This is a genomic window from Natronoarchaeum sp. GCM10025703 (assembly GCF_042661985.1).
Lineage (GTDB): Archaea > Halobacteriota > Halobacteria > Halobacteriales > Natronoarchaeaceae > Natranaeroarchaeum.
In genome coordinates, this window is record NZ_JBHSZF010000003.1 from 1 (window position 1) to 15,203 (window position 15,203).

Annotated in this window: 15 protein-coding genes; 10 read left to right on the top strand and 5 right to left on the bottom strand. The window is 56.0% G+C overall.

Translation table 11 applies throughout. From position 1 onward, the window contains the following. Both ACFQH2_RS19005 and ACFQH2_RS19010 read left to right on the top strand, forming a co-directional pair. The coding region (locus tag ACFQH2_RS19005; protein WP_377077134.1) for a hypothetical protein at positions 1-323 on the top strand (323 nt) is incomplete at its 5' end. A 181-nt stretch (positions 324-504) separates the two neighbouring features. Further along, on the top strand, positions 505-2,814 hold the full coding sequence (locus ACFQH2_RS19010; protein WP_377077136.1) for a hypothetical protein: 2,310 nt from the start codon (positions 505-507) through the stop codon (positions 2,812-2,814). Between the two features lie 7 nt (positions 2,815-2,821). On the opposite strand, the gene ACFQH2_RS19015 is transcribed toward ACFQH2_RS19010, so the two are convergent. After that, positions 2,822-3,418 carry a hypothetical protein gene (locus tag ACFQH2_RS19015; RefSeq protein WP_377077138.1) on the bottom strand — a complete coding sequence of 199 codons (597 nt, stop codon included), beginning with the start codon at positions 3,416-3,418 and terminating at the stop codon, positions 2,822-2,824. A 696-nt stretch (positions 3,419-4,114) separates the two neighbouring features. Here ACFQH2_RS19015 and ACFQH2_RS19020 point away from each other — a divergent pair. The 6 genes from ACFQH2_RS19020 to ACFQH2_RS19045 all read left to right on the top strand — a co-directional run bounded on the left by ACFQH2_RS19020 (position 4,115) and on the right by ACFQH2_RS19045 (position 9,260). Beyond that, positions 4,115-5,101, top strand: coding sequence for a restriction endonuclease (locus ACFQH2_RS19020; RefSeq protein WP_377077140.1), 987 nt, complete (start codon positions 4,115-4,117; stop codon positions 5,099-5,101). Between the two features lie 131 nt (positions 5,102-5,232). Continuing rightward, positions 5,233-6,423, top strand: a complete 1,191-nt coding sequence (locus tag ACFQH2_RS19025) for a hypothetical protein (RefSeq protein ID WP_377077142.1) — start codon at positions 5,233-5,235, stop codon at positions 6,421-6,423. Next, positions 6,305-7,864 (top strand): AAA family ATPase, encoded by a 1,560-nt coding sequence (locus ACFQH2_RS19030; RefSeq protein WP_377077144.1) that lies wholly within the window; start codon positions 6,305-6,307, stop codon positions 7,862-7,864. Before ACFQH2_RS19025 ends, ACFQH2_RS19030 begins: the two co-directional genes overlap by 119 nt. Positions 7,865-7,870: 6 nt before the next feature. Next, on the top strand, positions 7,871-8,035 hold the full coding sequence (locus ACFQH2_RS19035; RefSeq protein WP_377077145.1) for a hypothetical protein: 165 nt from the start codon (positions 7,871-7,873) through the stop codon (positions 8,033-8,035). A 64-nt stretch (positions 8,036-8,099) separates the two neighbouring features. Next, positions 8,100-8,681, top strand: coding sequence for a hypothetical protein (locus ACFQH2_RS19040; RefSeq protein ID WP_377077147.1), 582 nt, complete (start codon positions 8,100-8,102; stop codon positions 8,679-8,681). A 324-nt stretch (positions 8,682-9,005) separates the two neighbouring features. After that, positions 9,006-9,260 (top strand): hypothetical protein, encoded by a 255-nt coding sequence (locus ACFQH2_RS19045; protein ID WP_377077149.1) that lies wholly within the window; start codon positions 9,006-9,008, stop codon positions 9,258-9,260. A gap of 25 nt (positions 9,261-9,285) precedes the next feature. Here ACFQH2_RS19045 and ACFQH2_RS19050 read toward each other — a convergent pair whose 3' ends face one another. From ACFQH2_RS19050 to ACFQH2_RS19065, 4 genes are all read right to left on the bottom strand, one after another. Next, the gene (locus tag ACFQH2_RS19050) at positions 9,286-9,765 is read right to left on the bottom strand and encodes a hypothetical protein (RefSeq protein WP_377077151.1); all 480 of its coding nucleotides are present in this window, start codon (positions 9,763-9,765) and stop codon (positions 9,286-9,288) included. Continuing rightward, a complete protein-coding gene (locus ACFQH2_RS19055; protein ID WP_377077153.1) occupies positions 9,728-10,696 on the bottom strand; it encodes a PD-(D/E)XK nuclease family protein in 969 nt (322 codons plus the stop codon). Before ACFQH2_RS19055 ends, ACFQH2_RS19050 begins: the two co-directional genes overlap by 38 nt. Positions 10,697-10,840: 144 nt before the next feature. Next, positions 10,841-11,692, bottom strand: coding sequence for a DUF4143 domain-containing protein (locus tag ACFQH2_RS19060; RefSeq protein WP_377077270.1), 852 nt, complete (start codon positions 11,690-11,692; stop codon positions 10,841-10,843). Positions 11,693-12,012: 320 nt separating this feature from the next. Further along, positions 12,013-12,519 (bottom strand): hypothetical protein, encoded by a 507-nt coding sequence (locus ACFQH2_RS19065; protein WP_377077155.1) that lies wholly within the window; start codon positions 12,517-12,519, stop codon positions 12,013-12,015. 256 nt (positions 12,520-12,775) lie between these two features. Between ACFQH2_RS19065 and ACFQH2_RS19070 the strand changes: the two genes are divergently transcribed. Then, the gene (locus ACFQH2_RS19070) at positions 12,776-13,726 is read left to right on the top strand and encodes a hypothetical protein (RefSeq protein ID WP_377077157.1); all 951 of its coding nucleotides are present in this window, start codon (positions 12,776-12,778) and stop codon (positions 13,724-13,726) included. Positions 13,727-13,734: 8 nt separating this feature from the next. Beyond that, the gene (locus tag ACFQH2_RS19075) at positions 13,735-15,180 is read left to right on the top strand and encodes a Piwi domain-containing protein (RefSeq protein ID WP_377077159.1); all 1,446 of its coding nucleotides are present in this window, start codon (positions 13,735-13,737) and stop codon (positions 15,178-15,180) included. The last annotated feature ends 23 nt before the right edge of the window (positions 15,181-15,203 follow it).

Genomic DNA, 15,203 nt, shown 5'->3' on the forward strand with positions numbered 1-15,203 from the left:
AGCTCAACGATCTTGATGAGCAGATAGCGCAACAGAAACGCGTTGAGCAGGAAGCGGCCGTAAAATACCGTGAGGCTGCTGACAAACTGGCCGGCACGGAACTCCCGGAGGACGGCGTTACCGATGAGGTGTTGCAGACGCTTCGAGAGTACCGGGATGAACTCGATGATGCTGAAGATAATCGTGACCGATTGCAGCGTAAAGTAGCTGACGCAGAAGCCAAGCGCAGTGAGATACGGGAAAAGATTCCCCTGGACCTTGACGGCGAGACCCTCCGAGAGATTGATACGGACGACCTTGCCGAGCTTCGGTCGTTCGTTTGAAGGTGTCGGAAGTTGATGGGAAAGCACAGGTTGAAGCTGCTATTGATGAGTGGCTCGCTGGAGAGTCGAGGGAATCCGCAGATCGTGAAACGCTGAAAGCGGGCGGAATGCGCTTGAGAACTGGCTCGCAGCCCCGCCAGCACAAGCGACTGACGAGCCGAGTAGTCGAGGCCCTGTTGCAGTGGCCATCACAGCGGGGCTCTTGACGGCGCTGTCAGGCGTCGTAATCGCGCTTACCGTCAATCCTGCTGGGGGCCTGCTGACTGTCCTCGGGCTCGCTCTCGCTGGCTACGCGGCTCTCTCCGCGAGGAGTGACGATACTGGATCTGACAATACTGCTAGAGCTACCCATGCGGAGACGTTCCGGCAGACTGGACTTCCAGAGCCAGATTCGTGGGAACCTGATGTTGTCAGGGACCGGGTAGCTGACCTTCGTGAGCGACTGCGTGTCATCGAAGTGGACGAGCAGGAGGCTCAGAAGCAGGATGAGCTCCGTGCGCAGTTCGATATCGACGACGTCAGGGATGAACTGGAGACGGCGCGTGAGCGCCTTCGGGACCGGTTCGACACCGAGATTGACGACGACATTGAACTGGCGGTGACAGTCGAGCGTGTTGAGCGCTGGCAGGCTGCTGATGAAACCGTCGTTGGGAAACAGGCGGCGCTACAGGAAGCCAGCGATCAGGTCGAGACGTATCGGGAGCAGTTCTGCGCGACGATCAAGCCCTACGCTACTGACGCGTACTCCTATGCGTTCAGAACGAGTGCCGATGCGACAGCTGCTGTTGAGAGTCTCGACCAGCGACAGCGCGACTACGAGAATGCAACTCAGCAACTCACAGAGGTAGACGGGAACGTTGCTGCGGCCCACGAGGAACTCGACCGGTACAGGGCCGACCGAGAGGTATTATTCACTGAGCGTGGCTTGGAGTCTGGTGACCGGGAGCGGCTTGCAGCGCTGTGTGAGCAGTACTCGGAGTACGAAGCAGCCGTTGAGGCGAAAGGTACTGCGGAGACCACACTTGAGAATCGCCGTTCAGACCTTCGTGACCACGATGCTTACGAGGAAGAGATCGAAGAGCGAGACAGGGACGACTTGGAACAAGAGTTAGACGAAAAACAGGAGCTTGCGAACCAGTACGACGAGCTGTTACAGGAAAAAACGACGTTGGAGAAGGAAATCGAGGACGCGAAGGCGTCGACGGAGATTGCTGACGCCGTTCAAGAGCGAGGTGAAGCCTTGCGCGGTCTTGAGGAAGCGCTCGAAGCGGACGTGGCCGATGCGGTCACGGATACACTTCTTGAGTCCGTCGAAGCGGAGACAGTTACCAGCAACCAGGAGCCGGTGTTTCAGCGGGCGGATGATCTCTTGCGGCGGATTACTGACGGGCAGTTCGAGCTCAGACTCGATGATGGTACGTTCAGGGCATATGATACGGGAGAACAGCGACGCGTTGATCTAAACGATTTGTCGAGTGGGACGCGCGTGCAGGTCCTGCTCGCGGTTCGGGTCGCTTTCGTCGAACACAGAGAGCAGGAGACTGCGCCCCCGTTGTTGCTTGACGAGACGCTGGCACCGTTCGATGACCAACGAGCCGAAACGGTCCTTGACACCGTGATTGACCTGGCCCGGGCAGGGAGGCAGGTATTCTACTTCACGGCCCGGCACGACGAACGCGCACGGTGGGAGACGCGGCTTGAAGAGTCGGACGTTGAGTACAGTCTCCAGCAGTTGACGGCGAGCGACGGGCACGACCCTATCGCTGAACCACCGACACTCGAAACATCCAGTGCAATCGACGTGCCAGTCCCGGACGGCGACGATCACCGGACGTACCGTGAACGGCTGGATGTCCCGACGTTCGACCCACGACAGGGAGCGGCCTCAGCTCCGCTCTGGTACGTGACTGAGGACCCCGAAGTATTGCATCGACTCCGTGCAGCAGGTATTGAGCGCTGGGGGCATCTCCGGTCGCTACTGGAGATCGGTGCCATTGATGGTCTCATGTCGGAGTCAGCCCGCGAGCAGGTTCGTCGGCACGGTGCGGCACTGGAAGCGTTCGTTGATGGATATACGGTCGGACGCGGAAAGGCAGTTGGCCGTGACGTACTGAAGCGGTCGACGCTGTTAGCGACAATTTTATTGATGAAGTTAGTGCGTTGGCCGATCAGGTTGATGGCGATCCAGACGCGCTTCTTCAGAGGGTCCCAGACATCCACCGATTCGGCTCGCGCAAAACCGAAAAACTCCGGGAATGTCTCCGCGATGAGGGCTATCTTGACCCGCGCCCGAAGTGGCCTGACGAACAAATCCGGTCAGCCGTGGTTGATGCCTACTGTCAGCACGGACTGGAACCAACCACCGCAGCAACAGCCGCAGACAGACTCCTTAATCGGATTTCGGCGGATTCGGAGCCGAGTGAGAAAACGGACTGAGAGCTCCTCGATCAAAATCTTCTCAGGGATTTTGCGCACCAAGATAGCGAGGTAAATCGAATTCAGACGATGTTGGTGGCGGGCCGGCGGTAGGTATCGTCGAGGCTGGGACCACCGAGGGCGGTGTAGAGGTTGATGAGGTCCGCGACGTCGCTGATGCAGTAGTCTTTGAGGAGTTGTGTGAGTTCGCGGTGGACGCTGGTATGTTCGATGCCGGCTTCGACGTTTTGCACGTATTTATCGCCGAGGACTTGCCCGATGTGCTTGCCTTGGACAGCTTTGCCGTCTATTCCAGAGAGGTAGTTGTCTGGGAAGTCGTAGTCGTCGTACCAGACGCTGTCGTTGTCGATGCCAGCGAGGTCGTAGACTTTCCAGTCAGGGAGGATGTGCTGGTCGTCCCAGAGCTCGGCTTCATACTCGTCGGCAGCTGCGAGTGCGACATCAACGTGGTTCTCGAACAAATCCTCTGTGCGTGGTAAGAAGTCTCGGTCAGCACTATCGTCGATGTCGCGGGCCCAGTTCAGCAAGTGCGTGCCGTCGAACCAGGCACCATTGTACGTCAAGAGACGATCTACGCTGCGGTCATCACACCACTCGAAGAGGCGCTCGTAGAGGTCAATCGTATACTGATCGTCCCAGTCGCCGCTCCGAAACAACACCTCGGTTTCTGGTGTGTCGTCCAGGTCGCTAGCGTACGCGAGGCTGACAGAGAAGAATTCAGAAGTACCGGGTGTCGTTCGAGTTGTCGGGCGGCTCTTCAGACGGGCTCGCGGTTTCAATGTCGATGTCAAGTGTGCCCATCTAAACAGACCTCCAGAAATAATGCGCGTCGGACAATGGTATGTTTGTTGTGGACGCCGATCCGAAATCTGAGACCACATTGATAGGCCATTCTGACATTCATACCGGAATTCAGACCGCAGAGTAACCGATAGATGCCCTGTCTACCCCGATGATTTTTCTCCTGACCGAGTAGTTGTTCACTTACTTACGAATGACGGGGATTGCCATTATTACAGCTGGACGTGAGGATGCCTATCAGGATTATCTGCAGTCTGTGAAGGGGGGCCATGACCCAGCGGAGTTTGAGGAGCATCTTTCTGACGCCGAAGTTGAGGCCGTTACTGATTCAGAGTCGGAGAAAGTGCATCTTTGGGGGACGTCAGTTGATTCAGAAGTGGCAGTTCGTGGAGGGTGGGGACATCGCGTTAATCTATCGGGATGGGAGGTACATTGCGCAGGCCACGGTTGTTCGGACACGTGATGATCTGGACCTGGCAGAGCATCTCTGGCGTACTGAGGGGAATCCGTGGGATCCTGAAAGTCCGTGGCGGTATTTGGTGTTCTTGACTGGTGTGGCGGAGATTGATGTGGATATCGAGTCGTTCAACGAGTTGGTTGGGTACCAAGATAATTATATCCCGCAGGGATTCAGTCGGGTGTCGGATTCGCGTATCCGCGATGTAGAGGATGCGTATGAGTCCGTTGAAACCGCGGTTAATGAGTTAACGGGGAGCGGTGTCCGGGTTCATGAGTTCGATGAGGAGCCGTCGCAGGAGGAGTCTGAAGAGGAACAGGAAATCGATCTGGGAGAGCGTATCGTTGCGGCGAGTCGGGATGGTGACCAATATGAGGAGTTGGAAGAACTGGTCGCCAAGGGGTTCTCTCGGCTGGGGTTTGAAGCACGATGGATTGAAGGCGGAGATGATACGGATGTTGAAATTACGGCTCCAATTCACGCAGTCATCGAAGTGAAGGCGCGAAGCAGTGGGACGCTGGCCTCGCCGGATGCAACACGAATTCAGGGGCATAAAGAGCGGCACTCAGCCGACCAAGCGATTGTTGTTGCGCCTGGCTTTACCCCGGCAGCAATTGAAGATGCGGACCGACAGGGGATTGTCCTCCTTGCAACCGATCACCTCCAAGCGCTCTTAGATCGGCGTGATGCCTATGGAATCCCGCCGGAAGAACTGTCGATGTATCTCACTGAGCCGGGTGCATTCCAAGATGACCGGCTTGATCAGATCGATGATGAACTACGGACTCGTCTTGATGGTACTGAGGACTTGTTAGCGGTGATGGAAGCGCTTCAACGAGCAGATCCAGAGGAAGGGACCGCTGCTCGACTCCGCCTGATTCTGAAAGGAATGTACGCGGAGGAGCGTGTTCCAGATAAGCACGTCATTGAGCAGTCACTCAATCTGTTAGCTCATCCAGGTATCCAACTGGCAGAGTATGATGACGGACAGTATCAGCCGACAACAACGAAGGAAAACGCCGAAGTGTTGCTTCGACGCTTCGGGAATCTCGTCACTGAAGTGAGCGAGTTCAGTGAAGAGTGAGACACGGATACTGTGGAACGGTCTGTTTTCACTCACAGGGAGCTGGGTCAAAGTCGGGAAACTACTGTTTCGGTGTATGTGGCATATTCGTTGGAGTACGTTTAAGCGAGTAGATGAGACAGTATTGGTGAATGAGTGAATCGTCTTCTGAGATTGTGTTTAACGGAATCGATGATATTGTTGATCGGTTTGTTGAGGTGTGGGATGCTGGTGGGTATGAGGAAGGTGCGGCGTCGCCTGTTGGGTGGGAAACGTGGAAATGGGATTATCAGCGGCATTTGGAAGCAGAATTCTTAGCGGACACGGAGGTGACGGAGTTATCGCCGAGTGATGTTCCGGTGCTGCTTGAAGTGCTTGATGAGCAGGTGAGTATCGACACGAAAATTCCGGCGTATATGTTAGGTGGTGGGCAGAATGGCGGTGTAGCGTGGCATGAGTTCAAAGAGGTTTCTGAAACGGACGCCGAAGCAACTGCAGATACGCTTTCGTTTTTCTTTGATCCGACTGAAGATCTCGTAGAGCGATTAGACCGGTTTCGGGAGTTTTACGCGGATGTGGAAGCTGGGAGTGCGCCTGGTTCGCTGCTTGGACTCGGTGGGTGTCTTCTGATGTTTGTCCATCCGGATCAGTATGTTCACTACAAGTGGACGCAGATGCGGGATTTCTTCGGTGAGTTCGCGGACTACAAGGTGAATCAAGGGTTCGATGCGCGTCAGTATCAGGAATTAAACGAGGCGTGTGCGCAACTGTTAACGCGGCTTGAAGGGCGGGTGGAGGACCCGTCGATGCTACACGTCCAAACGATGATTTGGAGTTGGAGCGATCTTCTCGCTCCTGACGCAGTCGAACCCGATGCATTACCTGACGTTGAGGACGACATCGATTTTTATTGGGTAAATCAAACGCACGATGAAGAATTAGACGGGGAGTATCTTCGGTCAACGGATACGAAGTGGCAACGCGATCTTACAGTTTTGGATCCGGGGGATGTCGTTTTCCATTACGCGAATCAGGAGATCCGTGCGTGTTCAGTCGTTGAGGCGGAAGCGTATCAGGATGAATTCGACGGTGAACAGCACTTCTTCGTCGATCTGTCGACAGAGCGGTTAAGTGATCCAGTGCCGCAGACGAAATTCGGGACGGGCTGCTTGATCCGGAGGTCCGGCAGGAGAAAACTGGTACCCATTGAACGACGCTGGGAAGGTGCTGCAGGCGTATCTTTGCCACCTCACACCGGAAGCTGGTGCATATCTTTTGGACGCAGCAGCAATAGAACCACCGGAGCCGGAAGGGGAAACGCAGTACTTCTGGGTGAATGCTGAGGCCACTGACTGGCATCAAGAGGGCGGTGAGTCGTTTTACCAGGTGACAAATTCAGCCGGTGAAACGCGACGGAATCTGGAGGCGTATCAGGAGGCGATGCCAGGGGATCAGGTATTAATATATCAGATTGCGCCGGTGAAGGAGGTTGTCGGGCGAGCGCATGTTGTGCGTGGATTACACGAGGAGGCTTCCACGTCAGGTTATTCGGAACCCGTGGAAGGCATCACGCTCCAATGGGAGGAGTCATTAGATGGAGCAAGTTGGCGGGATGTGAAGTCAGACGCGGAGTTAGATGGCAGCCGACTCGTTGAATCTGACAACAGCTTCGTCATCACGCAACTCACAGAGGGTGAGTACGAGCGGATTCTGGAGTTATGCGAGATGACGCGGTTTGATGACTTCGCTTCGGAGCTTTCGGTCCCGGATTCGGAGATTGCGGTTGAGCAGGAGCACTTGCATTTCCCGGAGGAGGAATGGGATCGAATTCAGTCACGGGTGGAGCAAGCGTTGGCAAACGGGAATCACGTTTTGTTGTTTGGCCCGCCGGGAACGGGGAAGACAAAGCTGGCACGTCAGGTGTGTGAGGCGACAGTCGGGGAAGATACATACGAGCTCGTGACAGCGTCGGCTGATTGGTCGACGTTCGACACGGTCGGCGGGTATCAAACGACCACGCAGAATACGCTGGAATTCGAGCCGGGTGTTGTGTTGGACCGGTTCCAGGCAGATGGCGACGGGACACCAGCGAATGAGTGGTTGGTCATCGACGAACTCAACCGGGCAGATATCGATAAGGCGTTCGGGTCGTTGTTCTCGGCGTTGACGGGAGAGAGCGTCACGTTACCGTTCGATGACGCTGACGGGGATCCGATTGAGATCCTCGACGCGTCCCGCAGCCACGAGGAGATTGGGCAGAACCGGTTTTTCATCCCTGAGGACTGGCGGATGCTGGCGACGATGAACACGCTCGATAAGACGTCGCTGTACGAGATGAGTTACGCGTTTATGCGGCGCTGGGCGTTCGTCCCGGTCGGGATTCCTGATTTGCCTGCCCGTGAGGATGGTGATGATTCTGCACTCGAATCACTTGTCGCGGACTATGTCGCAGTCTGGGCGGCAAACGGTGGCGTGCCGGAAGCAGACCAGCACTACGAGACGGTCGGGCGTATTTGGCGAGCGGTTAATGAACAGCGAGCCATCGGGCCAGCTATCGTTGAAGACATTTATGAACACGTTGCAGCTGCTTCCTCAACGGATACCGCGGATTATGTTTCGCCGATCATTATGTACGTGTTTCCGCAGTTGGAGGGGCTGCGGCGAAACGAGTTAGAGCAGCTGATCGGGGCGCTTGACGAGATTGTTGACGACGAGACTGGTGAGTTGTGGACAGTCGCGCGTGATTTCTTCCAGATTGACCTGCAGCCGGGTGGGGGAGAGTAACTGAAGATGGCGAAGACGACTGAAGAGGCGTTGTTGGGAGAGATTGCCGACGATTTTCAGACGTATCTCCGGAAAGGCGTTCGATTCGATCGAGTCATCGGGTCGGCGCACGCGGATCTGGATATTGACGACATCGAAACGCTGGATTCACTTCGTCTTGACCGATGCTGAAGACGACAGCTCGGAAGTCGGTGTCCTGGATTTTATGCGGCAATTGGAGGATCGGATTCGGCAGATGAAGACGACAACCGCTCCGGAGTCGTTCCAGTACCGTGGTGAGATCCGCGGACAGATCGACTGGCAGGGAACGGTGAAGACACGGGCGCGCGCTGGTCGGCTGGATGAGCCGCTGTTTGTGTGTATGCAGCCTGAAGAGCACTATAACATCGACGAGAATCTCGTGCTGAAACGGTTACTGACGATTATTCACGAGATCGTTACGGATGACCTTGCGTACGCGCTGGACAACCCGGAGGGGTATGACTGGCTGAACGAATGGGTGATGCCGCACACAGGTGGAAGTGGTCGGGGTGTAGAGTCAGCAGCGGAGATGCTTGACCGGATTTACGAGCAGAACATCTACCTGCAGCGGATCAACGTCGCTGATACTGATATCACAGACAGGACCATCGAGTCAGTCAAGCGCTCGCGTTCGCAGTTCTATCAGGATGCAGCGGTCTTGCTGGATCGGTATCGGCAGTTGATGAACCACGAGTTGGACAGTACCGAAGCGCGCGATATCTTGAATCACACACTCATTGCGCCAGCGAACACGGACACGCTGTTCGGAACTGTACTGGGTGTTCCGCGTACTTGATTCGTACGAGGGCGTGGAGTATCGGGTGTTGACTGACAGTCGAGATAGTCCGTCGACGATCGCTACGTGGGAACAGGACGGGTCACGATTCGTCTTGTCTCACGATGCGACCGGTGAAAGGCTGTCCTTCAGTGAATCAATTGGCTCTGAAGATATCGAGCCTGACGGGTACTTGTACCGTATGAACGAGGTGCTCTCCGGTGGCAAACGATCTCTGAGGATCTGCTTGGGCGTGGCGGCAGTGATTCACTGTGGGGCGGCCGTCCTGATATCGTTTTAGAGAGATACCGAGAGACAGAGGCTGGTGGGACGGAACTTGAACAAGTGTTCCTTGGTGAAGTGAAGTACACGCAGAATACCGACTATGTCGCAACTGGGCTCCGGGAACTACTGGAGTACATGGCGTTTGTCAAACAGTCGGGGACTGACGAGTACGTTGAGTCCGCAGAAGATCTACTGGAGTCAGTCGATGTCAAGGGGCTGCTGTTCGTCGACGAGTTAGCGCGCGAAACACCCGCTAACCGCGACGAAGACGTGAAAATCATTCAGTATCCGGAATCACCAGGAGCGGTGTTGTAAGCCTGCATGACACGAGCTTCTGAACTCAGTTTTGTTGGGGGTTCATTGTGATCTGGGTGTCGTAGACCTCCGCGACGGCGTCAGTGTAGATGTCGTCGAGGATAGCGATTAGTTTGGGGTTGTTAACGACGAGGTCAGTGAATCCTTCTTCGAGGGCCGCGATATAGGCCGCGAAAAAGTCATCATACTTGTCGGGGGTGATATCGTACTCTGCTGAGATCATATTGCGTTTGTTTCCGGTGAGACTGGCAGTATCCGGCAGCGTGGCCTCGATAGCATCGGCTTGCGCATCGAAGTGGTCAGAAACAGCATCGATGAACGGTTGATCATTAGCCCCCATGTTTCGGAAATACAGTGTGAGCGTGTTGTCTCGGAGGGCTTGCTCACGGTCGTTTTCGAGGCGGTGGTGGAATCCGATTCTGGCATCGTTCCGATTGTCGGGTCGCTCGTGGAGCACGTCTGAGAGGTCATCGGTGTGTCGCCACCAGCCGTGTTTGAAGATCATCCCCCAATCGGAACTCGTTGAGCGGAACCACCAGTCCCCGACAGCGTCGTTCAGAACACTCGAATAATACGTGGTAGTCGCTCTCCGAGCGGATCGATCCTTGATCGGCGGTTACGAGGCGGTCAGAAAGGCGAGAGGGCCAGTTATGAGAGAACGTCTCCCACTGGTTCTCGAATGTGGCCGTTACGTCAGCGATGGCCTCGTAGTGGTCGAGATACAGTTCGATCTTCTCGTCAACGTTGTCGGTGGGGTCTGACATACCTGTGATGGATCGAATATCGTCAGCGAATTCGTGAAGCTGTACGACTGTTCGTTGTGGGTACCGGGGTGCGTTATCGACAATAAAGTCGGTCAGGACGGTTTCGACGAAGGCTGTCCACGTCCAGTTACTGAATTCTGGATCGTTCGCGTCTGGTCGGTCCCCTTGATGTAGATAGAGATAGTACGCGCCAGACTCGTAGTCGTCCTTCGGAACACCGTCGATGTGCGTGACGTCCTGTCGATAGAACTCCGTTTGCGTGTCCTCAGCAGAGAATTTGAGTTCAACCAGAAGGAACCATTCGTTCGGTACTTGAATTGCCAGGTCGACGAATCCTGACGATACTGTTTCTCCGTCGGCCTGCTCAGTGAGCCGTACTTGATCGTCGACAACGACGTCTGAGAGATCGTGGATATCCTCCTCGAACCCACACGTGTCGGGTAGGCCATTGAGAAATACGCGGAGAAATTCCGAGTTCATCCGGTGTGGCTGCTCTGGGTTGAGGAAATATGCGAAGAGCCGGTTGATGTACACCTCGGCCTTCCGTTGTGTTCCTAACGAGTACTCGATCACATCCATCAGTGACCGAGGTGTCTCGGGAACCGCAGTGAGTTGCTCCCATCGGCGTGTGAACGTCTTCAACTCCCGCCGCAAGTCATCTGTCTCAGTCATTCCATCATCCCCGGACAACTCAACGTGGAGGTATAGGCGCTTTGCCGACAAACTGCGATGCTGGAACGAATACACCCTCTAAGAGGGCTTTGGAGCACGACTCGCATACGGAATAGGCCGTCGACATAGACGGCAGAGGCTTTCTCAGCAGATCAGTAAGAACAACCAGAACGGGAGATAGCAGATACTGGTCTCGTCTTTCTCGATGATCAGGGATTCGTCTTCTTTGGCTTCCTTTGGCAAGCTGTCGGTGATGACGAACCGGTACGGTGCTTGGTAGTCGAACTCTTGGAGTTCTTCACTGTCGGATTCGGTGTGCTGGCCTGATTCGGGGGTGAATTCTTCGGCGATTGTTTCGGCGTTGCCAGTGTGTGGGTGGTAGGAGAGGATGAAGGGGAGGACGTGTCCGTTGCGGTGGAGGATGTAGTCAACGAGGCCGGATTCGGTTTCGGTGTATTCGACGTCGTATGCTCCGACGTTGAAGGCGAGGCGTTTGGCGTGGTCGAAGGCGACGGTGCGGGCGAGTTTGTATTCGAATTCGTGGTTGAGTGTGTCTTGTTGTTCGTACGCTTCAGAGCCGTGGTGTTCCTGGCGTTGGGAGAGGAGGACGAGGTGGCGTGGGTTGCGGAGGTACAAGCGGGTGCGGCGGTAGCGTCGCAGGGTGTAGTCGTGGGATTCGGTGACGGCGATGCCTTCGTCGAGTACGTCGAGGTAGTTGTCGACGGTTCGCCTGTCGACGCCGATTTGGTCGCTGAGATCGGTGTACTGGAGTTCTTCACCGGCGTTGGTGGCGGCGATGGAACTGAGTCGGTGGAGGTTTCCGGGTTGTTGGATGGATCGGTGCTTGGCGAGTTCTTTGTAGAGGAAGAGGAGGAAGTGGGATTTTGAGAGGTCGTTCCGGATTGACGGGTCGTCTGTTTGGTGGAGGGTGCCGCCTGTTCGGAGGTATGTGCGCGCGGCGTCGTGGAGGTTGTTTCGGTCGTCCGCGTCGAAGATGTCGAAGCAGAGTTCTGAGAGTGTCTCAACAGCTGTGTCGAGACTGGTTTCCGAATTAGTTCCGGAAAGTCCGGTTCAGAATTGTTTTGATCGGTGATGGGCCGTCTAAGTCGGGTGATTGGTATTGTTCGAGTTGGGTTCGGAATTCTTCAGTGAATGTGACGCCTGGCCTTCGCCGGTTTGGACGGTGTCGATGAATTTCATCGGGAGGATGGGCCATGGGCCTTCGAATTCATCGATGGTGTCGGCGGTTTCGACGGTAGAGAGGTTGACCTGCGCGCGGACGTTGCCGGTTAGGAATACGTACGTATTGTCGTCGATCAGGTCGAGTAGCTCTGCTTTGCGGTTCTCGTCGAGGTCAAGGGCTTGGACGTCGTCGAGGAGAATGAATTTTGTCCTTGACGGGGTGCGACGTGGGTCTGGAAGTAGTCGATGACCTGGTTGAGGCGTTTGATGTCGTCGCCTGGGCGTTCCAGCTGATACAGAGAGTCTTCTAAGGGGAGATAGAGGATTTGTCTGGGGGAGAGTGCGGAGGTGAGTTCGAGGTCTTGGTTTTGGTGTGGGAAGTCTGTTGTGTCGAGGAGAGCTGCGATGAGTTGGTGGAGAAGCGTGGTTTTCCCGATGCCGGTTTGGCCGTGAATTGCGTAGACGAGACTCTCGACACCGTCAGTGTAGTGGGTGTTTGTTCCCTTGAGGACGCGGTGGAAATCAGAGCGTGGGGTGAGGTCTGCGGCCTGCGATAGTTCCGGGGAAGTGCCGTTACTCCACCACTGGTTATGATGTTCGGCGTCGTCGATGAATTCTTCTGCGGTCCCTGTCCCGAGCATAGGGCAGATTATTCTGCGTAGTACAAATATTCACGCATCCTGATGTACCTATTTTCAATTCTATCATAAAACCTCTGTTCGCTGAGTTTGTGAGGCAGATTCTCGACCTCGTCGTTGTCCGGTGCTATCCCCGCAGCGTCCTCCAAATCGTTTGTAGGGCAGTTGTGTTGTTGTGTTTCGCCTAAAACTCAGTTTTCGTGTTTCAGATTCGTCTAGTGGAAATCTATTTATTCTGGGAGTCCGTTGGTCGGTACAGATGGCAGTGAAGGACGACATCGAGGATGGGGAACAGATCGATATCTCACTGCGCGTCACAGGGACTGACGAGTGGGACCACGACGCCATCGCTCGGAAAATTCAGTTGGTGGACGTCGAAGGAACGCCAGTGGAACTGACCGTGTTCCACAATAACGAGATCGCGGATTTCGAGTGGGAGGTCGGACGCTGGTACGTGCTGGAGAACGTGGTCGGGAACGAATACCGCGGCGAGATGCAACTCAACCCGGGGTATGACCTGATCGTCACGCCGCTCGACGAGCCACCTGCCGAAGCCGAGAGCGGCGGGGCGGAGAATACATCGGCTGCGGACGCTGGCGAATCTTCATCGGAGGCAGATTCAAGCGATGAGTCGGAGTTCGTGCGGGGGAGTGAAGTGACGAACGAGCCACGGCCGACGGCAGATGGTGGCGGTGAACTGTTACACCAACAGCCGTTGTCGGAGGGGAACTACCTGCTGCAGTTCGACCTCGGGGACCTGCCGGAACTCACCGTCCACGAATATGAACTCCGCGCAACCGGAAGCGGCGGGCTCAACCCGGATGACTTCACGAACGGGATCGAGGGGTTCACGGCGAAAGCAGCGAACTACTACCAGTCCCGGAGTAACAGTCCAGTCACGACAGCTGATGCGTCCCGGCGGCGTATCTACGCGACCGAAAAGATCCACAGCACGATCTCGATCCACGGGTACACCATCGAACCCATCCACCAAGGTGAGACGACCCTGGAGGCGCGCTCGTACACAGACGACGGACCGCTCCAAGAGTTCGTCAAGCAGGACGTGAAGCGTGCTGTTGCTGGTCGCTTCGAGGTGTCGGGAATCGATTCGATCATCGAGCCCACCCGCAGCGAACCGCGAACAGCGGGTTGTTCAGAGCATATCGGAAGTATAAGTGCCGGATTCGTGTTGATGCTGACGGGACCGTGATTTGTGGCGTGAACGTCGCGTACCACTTGGAATCGACGTTCTCCGCTGCCGAGTGGGTTGAGCGTGGACACGACATCGCCGAGGTGACCGTCGAGCACGACACTGACCTGTACGACAGTGCTCGCACGGCAACGGTCAAGGAGGTCATCGATATGGACTACGATGATGTGCTGGATGGGCCGGGCGTCCCGATGTCGGAGTACCACGAGAAGCACGTCGAGCAGGACGTCATCGACTCGATGCGGGCTGGTGACCCGATCATCGCTGATCTGCAGTACGGGAGCGGTGATGATTCGATCTTCCCGCAGCTCTTGGAGTACTGTAAGGTCATCCCGACGTTCGAGCAGTTGGGCCGTGTCGATGACACGTTCTTGGATGTCATTCACAACGAGAGCCGGATGAAGCCCGAAGAACGGTTCAACGTCGTCACGTCGTTCGTGGATTTGCTCGGTCCGACGCCGTACTTCAGCTTTGACCCCGTCCCACAGCCCACGAACGCCGGGTACCGGGAGCACAAGACACCGAACACCCCGAACCTGCGGTTCGGAGGTGGAAATACGGGGTACTACGGGGCTGGCGGGCTGGAGCGGAAGGAGTACGGCGTGTACAAGGCTCCTGAGTCGTTCGACATCATCGCGCTGTACCCAGAAGATGAGGAGAGCGACGCACGGCCGTACGTGCTCACGCTGCTCAACAAGCTCGCAGACTACGATGCGGGTCCAACGGCGTTCGATCAGGAGACCTACGAACTCGGCTCGGAATTCCACTACTCCCAACACGCGCAGAAAGCGAGTGACTACGATGCGGCGCTGATCGTCGTCCCGGATGCAGACGAGGCCGCAGCGGCGGACTACGACGACCCGTATCCCGAGTTCAAGCGGCGGCTCGGACAACTCGGGGTGCCGAGTCAGATGATCTCCGTCGACAATCTCGGTAACGACAACTACCGTGGGAACATCTGCTCGTCGCTTATCGGGAAAGCGGGCGGTGTGCCGTGGCGTATCGACGACGTCCCTGGGGACGTTGACGCGTTCGTCGGGCTTGACGTGACGTACGACCACGCGACCAAGCAACACCTCGGTGCGGCCGCGAACGTCATCATGGCTGACGGAACGATCCTCGCGTCAGAGGCGGTCACGAAGCAGGCTGGTGAGACGTTCGGTGAGGACGACGTGGCGAACGTCATCAAACACGTCCTCGAAATCTTCGCCGAAGAGGAAGGCCGGCCTCCGCGGCACGTCGTGATTCATCGTGACGGGAAGTTCTACCTGGACGTCGAGAACCTCATCAACCGTCTCGACAAAGCCCGCGATCTCATCAAACGGTTCGCCCTCGTCGAGGTCCGGAAATCCGGGAACCCCGAATCGCAGCGTACGATGAATCGAATTCACGGTTCGATATCGCAGACAAAGGCATCGCCTTCCACGTCCACAACGGCGAGCACTCCTACCTGACCACAACCGGCGGGAAGGAGGGC

Coding starts and splice junctions, on each gene's coding strand:
- ACFQH2_RS19050 (WP_377077151.1), bottom strand. CDS start 9,765: ATGATCTTCAAACACGGCTGGTGGCGACACACCGATGACCTCTCAGAC.
- ACFQH2_RS19040 (WP_377077147.1), top strand. CDS start 8,100: ATGAAGACGACAACCGCTCCGGAGTCGTTCCAGTACCGTGGTGAGATC.
- ACFQH2_RS19035 (WP_377077145.1), top strand. CDS start 7,871: ATGGCGAAGACGACTGAAGAGGCGTTGTTGGGAGAGATTGCCGACGAT.
- ACFQH2_RS19065 (WP_377077155.1), bottom strand. CDS start 12,519: ATGCTCGGGACAGGGACCGCAGAAGAATTCATCGACGACGCCGAACAT.
- ACFQH2_RS19070 (WP_377077157.1), top strand. CDS start 12,776: ATGGCAGTGAAGGACGACATCGAGGATGGGGAACAGATCGATATCTCA.
- ACFQH2_RS19055 (WP_377077153.1), bottom strand. CDS start 10,696: ATGACTGAGACAGATGACTTGCGGCGGGAGTTGAAGACGTTCACACGC.
- ACFQH2_RS19025 (WP_377077142.1), top strand. CDS start 5,233: ATGAGTGAATCGTCTTCTGAGATTGTGTTTAACGGAATCGATGATATT.